General features: G+C 72.4%; 14 protein-coding genes. 8 read left to right on the plus strand and 6 right to left on the minus strand.

What is annotated here, in order from left to right; translation table 11 throughout:
- Positions 1 to 9 precede the first annotated feature (9 nt).
- Positions 10 to 1,206 (minus strand): ROK family transcriptional regulator, encoded by a 1,197-nt coding sequence (locus KIK05_RS11530; protein WP_214410633.1) that lies wholly within the window; start codon positions 1,204 to 1,206, stop codon positions 10 to 12.
- Between the two features lie 196 nt (positions 1,207 to 1,402).
- On the opposite strand from KIK05_RS11530, the gene KIK05_RS11535 reads away from it, so the two are divergent.
- The 5 genes from KIK05_RS11535 to KIK05_RS48820 are packed head-to-tail and all read left to right on the plus strand — an operon-like array spanning position 1,403 to position 9,495.
- Positions 1,403 to 2,773, plus strand: a complete 1,371-nt coding sequence (locus KIK05_RS11535; RefSeq protein ID WP_214410634.1) for an extracellular solute-binding protein — start codon at positions 1,403 to 1,405, stop codon at positions 2,771 to 2,773.
- Positions 2,770 to 3,699 carry a carbohydrate ABC transporter permease gene (locus KIK05_RS11540; protein ID WP_214410635.1) on the plus strand — a complete coding sequence of 310 codons (930 nt, stop codon included), beginning with the start codon at positions 2,770 to 2,772 and terminating at the stop codon, positions 3,697 to 3,699. The genes KIK05_RS11535 and KIK05_RS11540 overlap by 4 nt, the downstream gene beginning before the upstream one ends.
- Entirely contained in the window at positions 3,699 to 4,520 is an 822-nt protein-coding gene (locus KIK05_RS11545) for a carbohydrate ABC transporter permease (RefSeq protein WP_214410636.1), read from the plus strand. Before KIK05_RS11540 ends, KIK05_RS11545 begins: the two co-directional genes overlap by 1 nt.
- A gap of 3 nt (positions 4,521 to 4,523) precedes the next feature.
- The gene (locus KIK05_RS11550) at positions 4,524 to 8,696 is read left to right on the plus strand and encodes a glycoside hydrolase family 38 N-terminal domain-containing protein (RefSeq protein WP_214410637.1); all 4,173 of its coding nucleotides are present in this window, start codon (positions 4,524 to 4,526) and stop codon (positions 8,694 to 8,696) included.
- Positions 8,697 to 8,724: 28 nt separating this feature from the next.
- Positions 8,725 to 9,495 (plus strand): peptidylprolyl isomerase, encoded by a 771-nt coding sequence (locus KIK05_RS48820; RefSeq protein ID WP_214410638.1) that lies wholly within the window; start codon positions 8,725 to 8,727, stop codon positions 9,493 to 9,495.
- 42 nt (positions 9,496 to 9,537) lie between these two features.
- Here the strand turns inward: KIK05_RS48820 and KIK05_RS11560 are convergent, their stop codons facing one another.
- Positions 9,538 to 10,380: an SAM-dependent methyltransferase gene (locus tag KIK05_RS11560; RefSeq protein WP_214410639.1), complete on the minus strand. Its 843-nt coding sequence runs from the start codon at positions 10,378 to 10,380 to the stop codon at positions 9,538 to 9,540.
- A gap of 126 nt (positions 10,381 to 10,506) precedes the next feature.
- On the opposite strand from KIK05_RS11560, the gene KIK05_RS11565 reads away from it, so the two are divergent.
- Entirely contained in the window at positions 10,507 to 12,060 is a 1,554-nt protein-coding gene (locus KIK05_RS11565) for a gamma-glutamyltransferase family protein (protein WP_214410640.1), read from the plus strand.
- Between the two features lie 6 nt (positions 12,061 to 12,066).
- Here the strand turns inward: KIK05_RS11565 and KIK05_RS11570 are convergent, their stop codons facing one another.
- From KIK05_RS11570 to KIK05_RS11580, 3 genes are all read right to left on the minus strand, one after another.
- Positions 12,067 to 13,167, minus strand: coding sequence for a serine hydrolase domain-containing protein (locus KIK05_RS11570; RefSeq protein ID WP_214410641.1), 1,101 nt, complete (start codon positions 13,165 to 13,167; stop codon positions 12,067 to 12,069).
- A gap of 365 nt (positions 13,168 to 13,532) precedes the next feature.
- Positions 13,533 to 14,018 (minus strand): Clp protease N-terminal domain-containing protein, encoded by a 486-nt coding sequence (locus tag KIK05_RS11575; RefSeq protein WP_214410642.1) that lies wholly within the window; start codon positions 14,016 to 14,018, stop codon positions 13,533 to 13,535.
- Positions 14,015 to 14,251, minus strand: a complete 237-nt coding sequence (locus KIK05_RS11580; RefSeq protein WP_214410643.1) for a hypothetical protein — start codon at positions 14,249 to 14,251, stop codon at positions 14,015 to 14,017. Before KIK05_RS11580 ends, KIK05_RS11575 begins: the two co-directional genes overlap by 4 nt.
- A gap of 773 nt (positions 14,252 to 15,024) precedes the next feature.
- Here KIK05_RS11580 and KIK05_RS11585 point away from each other — a divergent pair.
- A complete protein-coding gene (locus tag KIK05_RS11585; protein WP_214410644.1) occupies positions 15,025 to 15,279 on the plus strand; it encodes a hypothetical protein in 255 nt (84 codons plus the stop codon).
- A gap of 324 nt (positions 15,280 to 15,603) precedes the next feature.
- On the opposite strand, the gene KIK05_RS11590 is transcribed toward KIK05_RS11585, so the two are convergent.
- Complete coding sequence (locus tag KIK05_RS11590) at positions 15,604 to 16,581, minus strand: helix-turn-helix domain-containing protein (protein WP_214410645.1); 978 nt, start codon at positions 16,579 to 16,581, stop codon at positions 15,604 to 15,606.
- Positions 16,582 to 16,828: 247 nt separating this feature from the next.
- Here KIK05_RS11590 and KIK05_RS48065 point away from each other — a divergent pair, with 247 nt between their 5' ends.
- Entirely contained in the window at positions 16,829 to 16,960 is a 132-nt protein-coding gene (locus tag KIK05_RS48065) for a hypothetical protein (RefSeq protein WP_284681284.1), read from the plus strand.
- Positions 16,961 to 17,139 lie beyond the last annotated feature (179 nt).

The raw sequence follows: 17,139 nt of genomic DNA on the forward strand, positions 1-17,139 counted from the left end.
ATCAGCATCTCAGGAAGTGAGGAGTGTGCCCAGGCGGGGGGCGTAGGTGGCGTGGAAGACCAGGGAGGCGGCGCCGATGGCGGCGGCGTCGGCGGCGATGGGGGAGATCTCGACCTGCACCTTGTGGAGGCGGCGGGCGAGGGGACGGGTGGCGACCGCGTCGGCGATCACCTGGCGGTAGATGCCCGCGGCCTCGTGCATCGCGGGCCCGCCGAGCACCAGCAGGTCGATGTCGAGCATGTTGACGATGCTCACGGCGGCGTCGGCGAGCCGCGCGGCCACCTCACCGATGACCTCGACGGCCAGGGGGTCGCCCGCCGCCGCGGCGGCGCAGATGGCGGCGTGGTCCGCCGGCGCCGGGACGCCGGTGGCGAGGCGGGCGCGGAAGGTGGCTTCCACGGCGCTGGGACAGCAGACCGCCTCGACGCAGCCGCGGTTGCCGCAGTAGCACTCGGGCCCCTCGGGTACGACCGTGATATGGCCGAACTCGGCCGCGTTGAGCGAGCGGCCCCGGTAGATCTGGTTGTCGAGGAACAGCCCGCCGCCGATGCCGGTGCCGAGGTAGAGGTAGGCGAAGCTCGGCGTGCTGCGGGCCAGGCCCGCCCACCGTTCTCCTATGGCGGCGGCCGAGGCGTCGTTGTCGAAGGTGACCGGGAAGCCGGTGTGCTCTTCGAGCAGGCGCTTGATGGGCACCTCGTCCCAGCCGGGCAGGCGCGGCGGGTCGTTCATCACGCCGTCGGCGTCGAGCGGCCCGGGGCAGGCGAGGCCGATGCCGAGCACCTTGCCGTCGGGCACGCCGGCGTCCTGCAGCATGTTCCGCGCGGTGGCGGCCATCTGCCGGACGACCGCCTCGGGGGAGAGGCCCGGCCGCAGCTCGGTGTGGAGTTTCGTGACGGGTTCTCCGGCGAGGTCGGCGAGGACGTAGGAGACCTCGCCGGGGTCGAAGTGGATGCCGACGGCGTACCCGGCGGCGGGGTCGACCCGCAGGATCGTCCGGGGCTTGCCTCCGCTGGAGGGGAGCGAGCCGTCCTCGATGACGAGCCCTTCCTCCAGGAGCCTGCGCACGATGACGGAGACGGTCTGGGCGGTGAGGCCGGTGCGCTCGGCGATCTGGACGCGGCTGATGCCGTCCGACACCTGGATCGCCTCCAGTACGACGGCACGGTTGAAGGTGCCGACTTTCGGCAGGTTTGTGCCGACCTGCATGTATATCTCCTGGCGTCCTCGTGGTCCCCTGGCAATATCGCACAGACCGTTGACTTAGTAAATCAAAAAGATTTAAGTTCGCGTCACCCAAGCAACACGGCCGTAGCGAGCCGGCAGGCCACTGCCAGTACGGGGATTCGGGGCCCCGGGCTGGTCCGTCGTGGCCGGCGGGCGGATGGCCGGAGAAGGAGTCCCGATGAGACGAGCGATGGTGGCTTCGGTGCTGGCGGTCGCGGTCGCCGCCACCGCGGGCGCGTGCGGCGGCGACGCGTCCGGCACGAGCGATGACGGCGGCAAGCAGATCGAGGTGCTCTACAGGGTGGAGCCCTCCTGGCCGCACTTCGAGAAGATGATCAAGCAGGCGAAGACGCAGTTCGAATCCTCGCACAAGGGCGTGACCATCAAACTGACGGCCGTCCAGGGCACCAACGAGGACTACTACACCAAGCTCGCCCTGCTCAACCGCTCGCCGGACTCGGCCCCCGACGTGTACCTCCACGACACGTTCCAGGTGAACGCCGACGTCGCCGCCGGCAAGCTCGCCCCTCTCGACGACTACCTGAAGAACTGGCCCGACTGGAACACCCAGTACTCCGAGGCGGTCCAGCAGGCCGCCAAGGGCCCCGACGGCAAGATCTACGGCGTTCCCATCAGCACCGACACCCGCGGCCTCTGGTACAACAAGGACATCTTCGCCAAGGCGGGCATTCAGGTGCCCTGGGAGCCGAAGACCTGGGCCGACGTGCTGACCGCCGCCCGCGCCATCAAGCAGAAGGTCCCCGGCGTCATCCCCTTCAACATGTACTCCACCAAGCCGCTCGGCGAGGCCGCCACCATGCAGGGCTTCGAGATGCTGCTGTACGGCACCCCCGGCGGCACGCTGTACGACGACACGCAGAAGAAGTGGGTGGCCTCCAGCAAGGGCTTCACCGACTCGCTCGGCTTCGTCAACACCGTCTACCGCGAGGGCCTCGGCCCCAAGGCCGCCGACGCGTTCAACCCCAAGCTCGGCGAGAAGGTCGGCCAGGACTGGTTCCCCGGCGGCAAGCTCGGCATCGGCCTCGACGGCGCGTGGATGGCCGCCGCCTGGACGCCCAAGAGCACCAAGCCGTGGCCGCAGTGGACCGAGAAGATGGGCTGGACCCCCATGCCCACCCAGAACGGCCAGGCCCCCGGCGCGGTCAGCATGTCCGGCGGCTGGGTCATGGCGATGAGCTCCTACGCCAAGGACAAGAAGGACGCCTTCGACTTCATCTCCATCGCCACCGACAAGGACAACACGCTGCTGTACTCCACCGGCTCCGGTGACCTGGCCCCGCGCAAGGACGTCGCCGCCGATCCGAAGTACACCGCCGACAACCCCAGCGTGAAGTTCTGGACCGACCTCGCCTCGGTGACGCACTACCGCCCCGCTTACGAGGTCTACCCCAAGGTCTCGGCGGAGGTGCAGAAGGCCATGGAGGCCGTCACCACCGGCTCCAAGACCCCCGAGCAGGCGGCCAAGGAGTACGCCGACGCGCTGCCCGCCGTCGCGGGCGGCCCCGACAAGGTCGTCTCCGGCTCATGACGATCACCACCGTGACCCCGTCGCGGCCGGCGCGGCTCCCCGACCAGGGGAAGCCGCGCCGGCGGCCCGGCCCGGCGCTGCGGCGGCTGCTCCCGCTCCTGCCCGCGCTGGCCCTGCTCGTGCTCTTCATGGCCGGCCCCATCCTGTGGAGCGTCTACATCGCCTTCACCAACGAGACGCTCACCGGCTCGGCGTCGGTGAACTCCCGGTTCGTGGGCGTGGCCAACTTCGTCAAGCTGTTCGGCGACGACGCCTTCCGCAACTCCTTCCTCCTCACGTTCGTGTTCGTGATCGGCTCGGCGGTCGTCGGGCAGAACACTCTCGGCCTGATCATCGCGCTGCTGCAGCGCGGGCGCGGCCGGGCGGTCAGGAGCGTGGTGAACGGCGTCGTCATCGCCGCCTGGGTGATGCCCGAGGTGGTCGCCGCCGCGTGCTGGTTCTCCTTCCTGTCGGAGGAGGGCACGCTGAACGAGTTCCTCGGCGTGTTCGGGGTCTCGCAGGACTGGCTGTACAGCGCCCCCATGGTGGCGATCATCCTGGCCAACATCTGGCGCGGCACCGCGTTCTCGATGCTGGTCTACTCGGCGGCGCTGTCGGAGGTGCCCGGCGACCTGCTGGAGGCGGCGGCGGTCGACGGCGCGAGCGGCTGGCGGCGGTTCACCAACGTGACGCTGCCGCTGATCCGCCGCTCCATCCTGTCGAACCTCATGCTCATCACCCTGCAGACGCTGGCGAGCTTCGGCCTGATCTACGCCCTAACCGGCGGCGGGCCCGGCACGGCGAGCCAGACCACCCCGCTCTACATGTACGAGCAGGCCTTCCGCTACTTCGAGATCGGGTACGGCAGCGCGATGGCGCTGGTGCTGCTGGTCATCGGAGCGGTGTTCTCCCTGGTCTACCTGCGGCTGATCAAGGTGGAGGCCTGATGACCCGCGCGGCCGCCCGTGTCGCGGCGCTCGTCTCGCTCGTGGTGATCACGCTGGCGTTCGTCGGCCCGTTCCTGTGGCTGGTGCTCGCCTCCCTGCAACCCGACGCGAGCCTGGTCGCCAAGCCCACCTTCCGGTTCTCCTTCAGGAACTTCGCCGCGGTGCTCGACTGGGAGACCGTCTACCGGCCGGTGCTCAACTCCATCGTCATCTCCGGCGCCACCGCGATCCTCACCGTGGTCGTGTCCGGGCTCGCGGCCTACCCGCTCTCCCGGTACAAGCTGCGCTTCAAGCGGCACTTCATGCTGACGCTGCTGTTCACGACCGGGCTGCCGGTCACGGCGGTGATGGTGCCGGTGTACTCGATGTTCTTCCGGTTCAACCTGTACGGCTCGGTCCCGGCGATGGTGCTGTTCCTGACGGCCAGCGCGCTGCCGTTCTCCATCTGGATGATGAAGAACTTCATGGACGGCGTGCCGGTGAGCCTGGAGGAGGCCGCCTGGGTCGACGGCGCCGGATGGGTGCAGTCGCTGGCCCGCGTCGTGACCCCGCTGATGGCCCCGGGCGTCGCCGTCGTCGCGATCTTCGTCTTCGTCGGCCAGTGGGGGAACTTCTTCGTCCCCTTCGTGCTGCTCGACACGCCCGAGAAGCAACCGGCCGCCGTCACCATCTACACCTTCTTCTCCCAGTACGGCCAGGCCGCCTACGGTGAGCTCGCCGCGTTTTCGATCATCTACACCGCCCCGGCGGTGATCCTCTACGTCGCCGTCAACAAGTACCTCGCCGGATCGTTCAGCTTCGCCGGATCAGTGAAGGGTTGACCCTTGCGTATCACCAGCGTCGAATCCACCGAGCTCTTCGTCGAATCCGGCCAGGTGGTCCGGGTGCACCTCGAGGGGCCTCCCGGCGAGGTCGAGGTCCGGGTGACCGGTCCCGGCGTGACGGGCGCGAGCCGTACGGCCGAGCGCCCCGCCGAGGTGGCCGTCTCGGCGGAGGCCGCGCCCGGCACCCGCGTCCCCATCGAGGTGGTGGCCGGCGACGCGGTCGCGACCGGCGAGCTGGTGGTCGCCGAACCCGGCTGGACGGTGTGGATGGTGCCGCACTTCCACTACGACCCGGTGTGGTGGAACACCCAGGCCGCCTACACCACCACCTGGGACGACGCCGGCGAGGTCGCCCAGGAGTTCCGTGGTGACAGGCAGAACGCGGGGTTCGCCCTGATGCGCGAGCACCTGGAGACCGCCCGCCGCGACCCCGACTACAAGTTCGTGCTCGCCGAGGTCGACTACCTCAAGCCCTACTGGGACGCCCACCCCGAGGACCGCGACCACCTGCGGCGGCTGCTCGCCGAGGGCCGGGTCGAGCTGATGGGCGGCACCTACAACGAGCCCAACACCAACCTCACCTCCGCCGAGTCGACGATCCGCAACATCGTCTACGGCGTCGGTTTCCAGCGCGACGTCGTCGGCGGCGACCCGGCGACCGCCTGGCAGCTCGACGTGTTCGGGCACGACCCGCAGTTCCCCGGGCTGCTCGCCGAGGCCGGGCTGACGTCCAGCTCCTGGGCCCGCGGCCCGCACCACCAGTGGGGCCCCATGCTCACCGGCCGCGACCTGGAGCGGGACGGCTTCGGGTACCCCGACGGCATGCAGTTCCCGGCGGAGTTCGAGTGGCTGTCGCCGTCCGGCAAGGGCGTGCTCACCCACTACATGCCCGCCCACTACAGCGCCGGCTGGTGGCTCGACTCCTCACCCGACCTCGCCACCGCCGAGGAGGCGGTGTACCAGCTGTTCCTGCGGCTGAAGCAGGTCGCGGCCACGCCCAACCTGCTGCTGCCGATGGGCACCGACTACTCGCCACCCAACAAGTGGGTCACCGAGATCCACCGCCACTGGAACGCCCGCTACGTCTCGCCGCGGTTCGTCGTCGGACTGCCGAAGGAGTTCTTCGCGGCCGTCCGCTCGTCGCTGCCGGCCGCCTCGCCGCAGACCCGCGACATGAACCCGGTCTACACCGGCAAGGACGTCTCGTTCATCGACACCAAGCAGGCCCAGCGGTCGGCCGAGTCGCTGGTCGTCGACGCCGAGAAGTTCGCCACGATCGCCGCCCTCACCACCGGCGCCCGCTACCCGCACGCCGCCCTCGACAAGGCCTGGCGCCAGCTGGTGTACGGCGCGCACCACGACGCGATCACCGGCTCGGAGTCCGACCAGGTGTACCTCGACCTGCTCACCGGCTGGCGCGAGGCCCACGACGTCGGCGAGGGCGTGCTGAAGGCCTCGCTCGGCGAGCTGACCGCCCGTGTCGACACGCGCGGCGACGGCCTCGCCGTGGTGGTGTGGAACCCCTCGTCCTGGGAGCGCACCGACATCGTCCGGGTACGGCTGACGCCGCCCGCCGCGGGCGCGTACGGCGTCCGCGTCACCGACGCCGACGGCGGCGAGCTGCCCGTGCTGCTGGAGAACGCCGAGTACCGCGAGGACGGCGGGCTCGCCGCCGTCGACGTCGTCCTGGTCGCGCGGGCCGTGCCGCCGCTCGGCTGCCGCACCCTGCGCGCCGAGCCGGTCGCCGACGAGCGTCCGGTCGGCTGGACCGCCCGCGACGGCGTACGGATCGCCTCCGCGACCCACGTCGTGGAGGTCGACCCGGCGCGCGGCGGCTGCGTGTCGCGGTTCCGCGACGTGGCCCGCGACCGCGACCTGCTCCAGCCGGGCCGGGTGGGCAACGAGCTGCTGGTGTACGACGAGTACCCCGCGCACCCCCAGTTCCACGAAGGTCCCTGGCACCTGGTGCCCAAGGGCACCGTCACCGGGTCGGCCGCACGGCCCGCCGAGTCCGTCCAGGCCGAGACGTGCGCGCTGGGCGAGCGCGTCACCGTCACCGGCCGCGTCGGCCCCGTGCGGTACACCCAGCGGATCACCCTCTGGCACGGCCTCGACCGGGTCGACTGCGTCACCCACGTGGACGAGTTCGACGGCGCCGACCAGCTCGTCCGCCTCCGCTGGCCGGCCCGCGTGCCCGGCGCGCTCCCGGTGAGCGAGGTCGGGGACGCCGTGGTCGGGCGCGGCTTCGGCCTGATCGACGTCGACTCCGGCGAGCACCCGTGGACCCTCGACAACCCGGCCGGCAACTGGATCGCGCTGTCGTCCACCGCCAGGGTCGCCCTGCGCGGCGATGACGGCGAGCGCGTCGGCGACCGCGCCATCGGCATCGCCGAGATCATCGGCGGCGAGCCGCGCGACCTCGCCGCCGCGCTGGTGCGCAAGGGGGTGACCGCCACCTGCTCCAGCGCCCCCGGCCGCCGGTACGGCGACCTCACCGTCGACTCCAACCTGCCCGACGTCCGGATCGCCCTCGGCACGCCGGAGGACAACCCGTTCGTCGCGCAGGTGCTCCAGGCCGCCGAGCCCGAGTACGCCGAGCTGCTGCGCGAACGGCTGGCCTCCGCCGGCCGCGCGCGGGTCTGGGTGCCGGCGTCCGAGCCGCTGGAGAAGGTGTGGGTGCCGAGCGCAGACCTGACCGGGCCGCGCGCGCTGCCGGTGCTGATCGTCGCGGGGGAGGGCGCCGCCGAGGAGCTCGTCGCCGATCTCGACGACGCCGTCATCGAGGTGACCCAGCCGTCCGCGCTCGCCGTCCTCACCGAGCCGGCCCTGGACGACTACACCTTCGGCGTCATCAACCGCGGCGTCCCGGGCTTCGCGGTCGACTCCGGCGGCTCCCTGCACCTGTCGCTCATGCGCTCGTGCACCGGCTGGCCGTCCGGCGTGTGGATCGACCCGCCGCGGCGCACCACCCCCGACGGGGCGAACTTCCAGCTCCAGCACTGGACGCACTCCTTCGAGTACTCCCTGGTCACCGGGCCGGGCGACTGGCGCGCGACCGGCATGGTGACCCAGGGGCACGACGTCAACCACCCCCTGTCCGCCGTCCCGGCCGACCCGCACGAGGGGGAGCTGGCGGCCACCACGTCGTTCCTCGCCGTCGAGCCCGCCGGCGCGGTGGTGCTCGCCGCGCTCAAGCCCGCCGGCAACCCGCTGGCCTCCGGCAGGGAGGCGGGCGAGGTGGACGGCGTCACGCTGCGGCTGTACGAGGCGTCCGGCGACCAGGTGACCGCCGCCGTCCGCACCGCGCTGCCCGTCGGTGGCGCGCACCGCGCCGACCTGCTCGAACGCCCGCTGTCCGCCCTGTCCCTCGACGCCGTCGAGCTGAACGGCATGGAGATCGCGACCGTCACGGCCGAGGCTCGCGGGGCGGCGTCCGGGACGGTGGCGCTGGGGCCGGAGGCCGAGCCGTACCAGCCCGTCTACACGAGGTACTGGCTGAACAACACCGGGCCCGCCCCGGCCGGGAACATCCCGGTGGCCGTCCACCTGTCGGAGTCCGGCCTCGCCGTCTCCGGGCCCGTCGAACCGGTCGTGTCCGTCGCCTCCGGGCTCACCGAGGCGGAGGTGTCCGGCGTGGTCACCGTGCTGCCGCCCGAGGGGTGGACCTGCGAGCCCGCCGAACGGCCCTACGTCCTCGCGCCCGGCGGCCACGCGGCCTTCCCGGTGCGGGTCGTCCCGCCCGACGGCGCCGAGCCGGGCGAGTACTGGCTGCGTGCCCGCACCACCTACGGCGGCCAGGTGTACGAGGACGTCACGCGGCTGTACGTGGGCGAGCGCCGGGCCGCCGGCCTGGAGGTCGACCTGCGGACGCCCCGCGTACGGCTCGCGCCCGGCGGCCCGGACTCCACCGGGGCCGTGGAGGTGCTGCTCCGCTCGGAGGCCCGCGGCGAGGTGTCCGTGCAGGCGCAGCTCATCAGCCCCTGGCACACCTTCGAGCTGGTCCCCGAGTGGAACACCGGCGTGGTCGTCCCGGCCCGTGGTGAGGCCCTGCTCCGCTTCGTCCTGCAGGTGCCGCCCGGTACGCGGCCGGGACGCTGGTGGGCCGTCGTCAAGCTCGCCTGCGCCGGGTGGCTGCACTACACCGAGGCCGTGGAGATCGAGGTGCGGGCATGACCGGTGCCCGTGAGGAAGGGGTGCGCCCGTGACCTCGCTCGCCGTCGTCGCGGCGGAGGTGGGGGACCGGGTCGTCACGGTGGCCCAGGTCGACGCCCGGGAGGCGGAGTTGCGCGCCGGGCCGCTGGCCTCGCGCCTGCCGCATCCGCACAGCGCGGAGGGGCGCAACCTGCGCCGCTGGCTGGTCCAGATGCTGGTGACCGAGGCCCTCGTCGAGGACGAGGCGGCCGCCCTCGGGCTCGTGGCGCCCGCCGCCCCGCCGCCGCCCGCGCCGCTCACCCTGCCCGCCGCGCTCCGCACCGGAGGCGTCGTCGCCGCCGTGACCGCGTCGATGCCGCTCGCGCGGGCCCTGCGCGACGCGGTGACGGCCGGGGTGGACGTGCCCGAGGACGAGGTCCGCGGGTACTACGACCGCAACCTCGACAGGTTCACCGATCCCGAGGTCCGGCACGTCAGCCGGCTGCGGGGGCAGGGGGAGTCGTCCCTCGGGCCGGTGCGGCGGGGCGAGCTGACGGGCGCGCTGGAGGAGGCCGTCTTCTCGGCCGAGGAGGGGGAGGTCGTCGGCCCCGTCGAGGGGCCGGGTGGCCCGTGGACGCTGCGCGTGGACCGGATACGGCCGGGCGGGCGCAGGCCGTACGAGACGGTGCGCGAGGGCATCGCCCGCGAGCTGACCTCCGTGGCGGTGGACCAGGCCTTCGCCGGGTGGCTGGAGCGCCGCTACGCGGAGAAGGTACGACTCTGGGCGGGTTTCGAGCATCCCGCCGATCCCCACCACGCGGACGCCACCCACCGCCACTGACGGGAGGAGCCCGGTGCCGCCGGTGCCGGGCTCCTCTCGTGGCTACGGCTTGCGGGCCAGACCGCCGTGGCAGGCGATCTCGGCCGGCGCGGCCCAGGGGCCGGGTTCGGGCCGCCAGCGCGTCACCGGCACCACGCCGGGATCGAGCAGCGTCATGCCCTCGAAGTAGCCGGCGATCAGCTCCGGGCTGCGCGGGGTGTACGGGACGACGCCGGCGCCGGAGTTGTGCCGGCGCAGCGCCTCCACGTAGGCGGGGTCGGTGTCGCTGCCGTCGTAGAGGGCGCGGTAGCTGCCGGACGGCAGGGCGCGCATCAGCCGGCGGACGATCGAGCGCGCCTCGTCATGGTCGGCGACCAGGCCGAGGATGCCCATCAGCATCAGCGCGGTCGGCCGGGTGAGGTCCAGCGTCCTCGCGGCGGCGCGGAGGATGAGCTCGGGGTCGCGGACGTCGGCCTCGACATAGGCCGTGACCCCCTCCGGGGTGCTGGTGAGCAGCGCGTGGGCGTGCGCCAGCACCAGGGGGTCGTTGTCGACGTAGACGATCCGGGACTCAGGCGCGACCCGCTGGGCGACCTCGTGGGTGTTGTCAACGGTCGGCAGGCCGGTGCCGATGTCGAGGAACTGCCGGATCCCCGCCTCGCCGGTGAGGAAGCGCACCGTACGGGCGAGCATGTGGCGGGAGTGGCGGGCGATGTCCACCATGCCGGGGAACACCTGGCCGATGCGGTCGCCCGCCTCCCGGTCCACGGGGTAGTTGTCCTTCCCGCCGAGCAGGTAGTTCCAGATGCGGGCCGAGTGCGGGACGCTGCTGTCGATGCGCCCTGGAGCGGGGCTTCGAGTGTCCTGCCCCGGTAACGGGCTTCCGGCGGTCACGTCATCGGTCATGGTGAGCTCTCCTGGCGTGCGATGCGACTCAGGGGAGCGTACGCCTCAGCGGATCTTCCCGGCAGGGTGCGATCGGCGCCGGTGTCGTGGCGCCCGGCGGTGCCGGAAAGGCCGTACAGTTCCGGCATGACGTACACCAGGTTCGCCAGGTTCGGCATGGTATGCACTATCGATCCCCTGGCGTCCTCGGCCGGGCTCGCCATGCTGGACCGCGGTGGGTCGGCGGCCGACGCCGCGATCGCCGCCAACGCCGTCCTGGCCGTCACCGCCCCCCACGCCTGCGGCCTCGGCGGAGACCTGTTCGCCCTGGTCCACGCGGGCGGCACCCCCGTCGCGCTGAACGCCTCCGGCCGTGCCGGGTCCGGGGCCGACCCGGAGCGGCTCCGCGCCGAGGGGCACGCCCGCATGCCGTTCCAGCGGGACATCCGGTCGGTGCCGGTTCCCGGCTGCGCCGACGGCTGGCTCGCGCTGCACGAGAGGTACGGACGGCTGCCGCTGGCCGACCTGCTCGCGCCCGCCGTCCGGTACGCCGAGGAGGGATTCCCCGCCTCCCCGCTGCTCGCCCCGGCCGCCGCCGTCCTGCCCGAGATGGACACCGCCGTGGCGCCCGGCGAGCTGATCAGGCGGCCGGGCGTGGCCCGCGCCCTCGCGGCCCTCGCCACCGACGGGCGCGACGGCTTCTACCTGGGAGAATTCGGCAAGGGCCTGCTCATGCTCGGCCGCGACCCCGAGGCGGGCGGCTCCTCCACCGGGGAGTACACCGAGGACGACCTCGCGCGCCCGGGCGCCGACTGGGTCGCCCCCCTCAGCGCCCCGGCCTTCGGGCACCAGGTGTGGACCGTGCCGCCGAACTCCCAGGGCTACCTCCTGCTGCTGGCCCTGGAGATCGCCGACGGCCTCGGCCTGCCCGGTGACCCGGCCGACCCTCTGTGGGCCCACCTGCTCGTGGAGGCCGCCAGAGCGGCCGGGCACGACCGGCCGGAGGTGCTGTGCGAGGGCGCCTCGGTGGAGCACGTGCTGGCCTCCGCCGCGGAGCGGCGCGCCGCCATCGACCCCGCCCGCCGCGCCCGGCTGCGCGACCTGGTCTCGCCCGGCGACACCACCTACCTCTGCGCGGTCGACGCCGACGGCATGGGCGTCTCGCTGATCCAGTCGAACGCGGCGGGGTTCGGCAGCATGCTGTTCGAGCCCGCCACCGGCATCAACCTGCACAACCGGGGCATCGGCTTCTCCCTCGTCCCCGGTCACCCCGCCGAGTACGGGCCCGGCCGCCGCCCGCCGCACACCCTCGCGCCCGCCCTGGTCACCCGGCCGGACGGTTCGCTGCGCACGGTGCTCGGCACGATGGGCGGCGACTCCCAGCCGCAGATCCTCCTGCAGGTGCTGGCCCGCCTGCTCGGCGCCGGGGAGTCGCCGGGGGACGCCATCGGCGCGCCCCGCTGGCGGCTCGGCCCCGGCCTCACCGGGTTCGACGCCTGGAGCGAGCCGGACGAGGCGCCGGTGGACGTCGAAGAGGGCGCGCCGTGGGGCGACGGCCTGCGCGAGCGCGGCCACGTGGTGCAGGGCCTCCCGTACGGGGGATCGTTCGGGCACGCCCACCTCATCGACGTACGCCCCGACGGCGTCCTCGCCGCGGCCGCCGACCCCCGGGCCCTGATCTCGACCGCCGCCGGCCGCTGACGCCTGTCAGGAGAACGACCGGCGGAAGTGCGCCTCGTAGAGCTCGGTGAAGGTCTTCAGGTAGTCGTTCCAGTCGCCGTTCATGTTGGTCACCAGTATGTGGTGGCCCTGACGGTCGCCCATGGCGTACGTCACCGAGCCCTGGATGTACCCGCCGCCGCCCCAGAGCGTGACCCCGCAGGGAAGCTTCTGCGCGTACACGCCGAGGCCGTACCTGGTGTCCGGGACCCAGTCCGCGCCTTCGGTGGAGACGGTGGTGAACATCTCCCGCTGCTGGGCGGGCGGGAGGAGCCGGCCGCTCAGCAGGGCCCGCAGGAACCGGTGCACGTCAGAGGTCGTCGACACCATGCCCCCGGCCGCCCAGGCCCAGCTGAGGTCCGCGCCGGTCACGTCGTGGATCTCGGTGGGACTGCCGGCCTCGTCGGACTTCGAGTAGTGGCGGGCGTGCGGCTCGCGCATCGTGTTGTCGGTGCCGGGGAGGTAGGTCCCGGTGAGATGCAGCGGGCGGGCGATGCGGCGGTCGATCTCGTCGGCGAGGGTCGAGCCGGTCGCACGCTCGACGATCATCCCGGCGAGGTTGTAGTTGATCTTGGAGTAGATGAAGCGCCTGCCGGGCTCTTCGGGGTCCGGGGTCTGGCCGGGAAGGGCGTCGGGGAGGCCGCTCGTGTGGTTGAGCAGTTGCCTGATCGTGATCTTGGTGCCGTCCGCGCCGAGATGCTCCTCCACCACGCCGGGCAGCCACCTGGCCACCGTGTCGTCCAGGGTCAGCGTGCCCGCGGCCGCCAGTTGCAGGACCACCGTCCCGGTGAACGCCTTGGTGAAGCTGCCGATGCGGAAGTGCTCACCCGGCCGGCGGGCGCGCCCGGTCGTCAGATCGGCCACCCCCGCCGTGCCGAACCACGGCCTCGAGTGGCCGTCGCTCAGCTCGGCGACGATGCCGGGGACACCGCCGTCGGCCACGGCATCGCCGAGCGCGCGCCGGAGCCGCTCGTGGCCGTCATCGCCGGAGGCGGAGGCGGAGGCGGAGGCGCCGGGGACCGTCATGGCGACCCCCGCGACGGTCAGGGCGGCGACGAGCAGGCCCGCCTGGGTGCGGAACAGGGACATTCATGGCTCCTTGGGCATGGAGAAAAGGCCGGAGGCCGGCCGGGACGGGATTCGGGCATGATGGGGCCCGGAAAGGGCTGCGCCGGGGGTTTCGCCGGTGTGCGAGTGAATGAAGGTCGCGGAGCGTGGCGGCCGATCGATCTCCGGGGACCGTGCGGTCGTGCCAGGGCGGCAGGCGGTGACGGTCACGTGCCGCCGGCTGCGCCGGATCGCGATGCCGTCCGGACGAGCACGAATGGGGGCGCGGCGAACGAGCCGCGCGCCCGGTCGGTCAGACGGCGCGGGACCGCCTGATTCGACAGCTCTCTTGGGTGAAGCGCGTAGGGCGATGGGTGACGAGGGCGTGCTCGTCCACCCGACGCCGGCTATTCGATGCCGTCGCTCTCGATGGCGGTACGGACGCGGGTCAGCAGGTCGGTACGGTCGACGCCGGCCAGGGCCAGGGCGCGCGGCACCGTGCCGACCTCGGCCTGCAGGATTCCCAGCAGTACGTGCGCCGGCCGGAGGTCCTTCTTGCGGGAGACCGAGGCGAAGGCGCGCTCGAGGGCGAGCTTGCCCGTGGCGCCCATCGTGGGGGAGCGCTTGAGCGTCATGCTCGGCCGGGGAGGCCCGAAGGCGGCCCGGGAGACCCCGACCGCGCTCAGGCTGTGGTCGATCTCCCGCTCCAGGGCGGCCCGGACCCCTTCCTGGTCGAGACCGGCGGAGGCCAGGATGCGCTGCGGGACGGTGCCCTGCTGGGCGGCGACGGCCAGCAGGAGGTGCTGCGCCTCGACCGCGTCCGATCCCTGCCTTCGCGCCTCCACGGCCCCCTCCATGATGACCGTGTGGAGGTATTCGTCGATCGGGTTCATGGGGAACGTCTCCTCAGCTTGACGCCTGCGGCGATGAGCCGCTTGGCATGCTTCCTGTGGACCGCCTGGCGGGTCACTCCGAGCGCCTCGGCGACCTGCGGCCAGCCCCAGCCGGCACGCATCGCCTGCTCGACGGCGGCGTCCTCCAACTGATCGGCGAGCCGCCGCAAGGCCACCACCGCCGCCAAAGCGTCGGCGGGCTCCTGCGGGACAGGGATCTCACTTGCCGGCATGCAAGCAACATTAATTGACTAATCCAGAGATAGTCAACACGAGTTGCTTAATCCCTCCATGGTGGTGCCCCCGAGACCTGGCACGGCGTGACTCGGGCGCGGTGCGGCGGGGGAACCCGGAAGCGGCGACCACTCGGAGACCGGCGGACGGCCGACCAGACCTCGGACCGTCAAGCCGCCCCGGCAAGGCAGGACGCCCCGGAAAGGCTCGGGGGCGGCGGGCGGCGTGGGCAGGTTCGCGAGGCGCCGGGGCGGGAAACGTGAAGGACCCCGCCAGGCGAACCTGGCGGGGTCCCACGTGTGCGAACCGGTGTGCGGGTCGCCTCTCGGCGAAAGGCACAACGCGGCTCCAGCCGAACGGTAGTCCGCGAAGGCGATAGATGAGGCCCGGGGACACCAGGCACACCGGTCACGTGTGATGTAACCAGCGGCACCCGGTGGTTGTTCCCCGCTGCCAGAAATTCTTTCCCCGGTTGATCAGGAGAAGGGGGACGACGGGAGACGCCTGCCGTGAGCGAAAGGCGGGGCCGGGGACCCTGGGGACAGCATCGGCGCTGGTGGTCCCGCTGGTTACGGGACATGGTGAGCGCGGCGGGACCCTGGCGTCGCGGCGGTCCGCGGCGCGCCGGGGAGCGGCGAAACGACCTCGCGGTATGTGTCCCGGACGCAGCCGTCGAATCCCTCCAGGCCAGTCGGAATACGGACACTCCTGTCAACCCGCCCCCGCCCAAGCTCGTCTCACAAGCGCCCCGTCTCCCACAAAAGGAGTCAACTTGCGCCTGCGATCCATCCTCTCCGCTGTCGTCCTTGGCGGTGCTCTGCTCGTCGCGCCGGCGGCGGTCGGGACCGCTGACGCCGCCACTGCCGCGGCGTGCACGTACCAGCAGGTCGGGAACCACTGGAACTGCGTCACCCCGGGAGCGTTCTGCCCGGCCGCCGCCCATGGCAGGTACGGGTACGCCAAGGTCACCGGCAAGAAGTACAAGTGCAAGAGCTCGTCGCCGAGGTGGCGGTGGCTCAAGCCGTAGCGACATCGGGCAGTGTCCCTCTCGTCCGTGCGGCGAGTGGGGCACTGCGGTGGGCGGCGGACCCCGCACAGGTGAGCCTGGCGGCCGGTGCGGCGGCGAAGCCGGGCGGACCGATCGCACGCTGTGGCTCGCCTCGATAGAGGCCCTCGCCCAGGCCGAGCACTCCGAGGAACTGCGCCGCCATCTCGCCGGAGGCCAGGCCGAGGGACGGCGACGCCTAAGTGCCTCACCGACCCCCGGCAAGCCCCTGCCGCCAGGGGCCCGAAGCGCGCGAACCATGCTTCAAGGAAGCCGGAAGGGTCGTGTCGCGTCGCGCGCGGCGCGTCAGATGCTGAGTAGTCGTACCAGCGCGGTGCCGCGGTCGGTCCGGTGGACGTGGATCTCCCTGCCGAAGCGCTGGCGGACGATGAGCCCGGCGGTCTCCAGGCGGTCGCAGTGGTAGGTGATCGCGTTGGGGGCGTGGTGGGTGAGCTCGGCGAGCCTGCCCATGGTCAGCGGCCGTTCGAGGTTGGCGAGGATGGCGGCCCGCACGTCGCCGATCAGCAGCACCAGCGGGTCGTCCTTGCCCCTGGGCTTCGGGGAGGACGTCAGGGCGCCCACCCCGGGCAGGGGGTAGCCGATCCACACCAGGTCCGGACCGTCGAGGTGGCTGACCAAGGCGGTGGGCCCGGCGAGCATGGGCATGAGCACCAGCCGCCGTGACCCGATGTAGAAGCGGCCGGGCTGGGTGTCGGGGAAGCTGAAGGCGCCGTCGCGGAACATGCAGTCGGCGTGCAGGTCGTTCAGCACCGCGTCGGTGGAGCCGCGGGCCGCCGCGAGGGCGACGCGCTCCATCTCGCGGTCGAGCAGGGGCCGGGCGCGCTTCCAGATGTCCCCCATGGCCGACCAGGTGCGTTCGAGCAGGTCGGCGTAGCCGTGCAGCCACTGCTCCGGCTTGTCGGCCGCCGCCCGCCAGTGGGGCGGCACCGGCCCGTTCAGGATCACGTGCAGCTCGTCCGTCAGGGCGTGCCCGGGAAGGTCGCGCAGCATCTCGATCTGGGTCTCGACGGCGACGTCGGTGGCGGGGTCGCCGGGGAAGACCAGGTCGGGGACCACGCTGTAGCCGGGGGTGGCCAGCGACCGCACCACCATGGCGTCCTTGGAGGTGGCAACCGACCGCACCAGCCTCCGCCACGACTCCGGGGCCCCGCGCGAACGCCCGCCCAGCGCGTCGGTGATCAACGCGAGCATCGACAGGCCGGGGGCGAGGGCCAGCGCCACGGGGACGTTCTGCGGCCGCTCCACGGCCAGGGTCGTACGCATGGCACTCCAGACACCGGGTTCAAGGGGGACATCTACCGAAACAGTCGTATACGCAATGGTTCAACGAACGTGCAAGTGACCGCCACCGGTTCCCGTCACAGGGGAGACTTCGCGAAGGAATTCCGAGATCACCGACGTTCCCGCCGGGCTGTCATCCGGTGTGAGCGTCATGACAGGCGGACGTCAGCGGCGCCCTCTAGTTTCGTCATCGCTCGCCCGAGCGGGCGACGGACGAACGGAGATGATCATGCGCACAGCCATGCAGGAGCCGACGGCGACCGGCGAGATGCTCGGGGGCGGCGTGAGCGGCGGCGACACCGTGTCCCAGTGGAGAAGGCCCGCCGAGGGACGCGACAGCGTCCGCATCACGCGCGCCTGAGCTCCGTCCCGCCGCACGGGGGTGAAAGGCGGGACGGGGAGGGGGCCCGCGCCGGCGGCCCGGTCAGGGGAACCGGCCGCCGGCGCGGCGCACCTCGGGAACGTGTGGGTCCAGCGCCTGGGCGCGGCGTACGACAGGGGGTGGGCGTAGGCGAGGTCGGTGGTGCGCCTGGGCGCCGC

Source organism: Sphaerisporangium fuscum, assembly GCF_018531465.1.
In the GTDB taxonomy this organism is placed as follows: domain Bacteria; phylum Actinomycetota; class Actinomycetes; order Streptosporangiales; family Streptosporangiaceae; genus Sphaerisporangium; species Sphaerisporangium fuscum.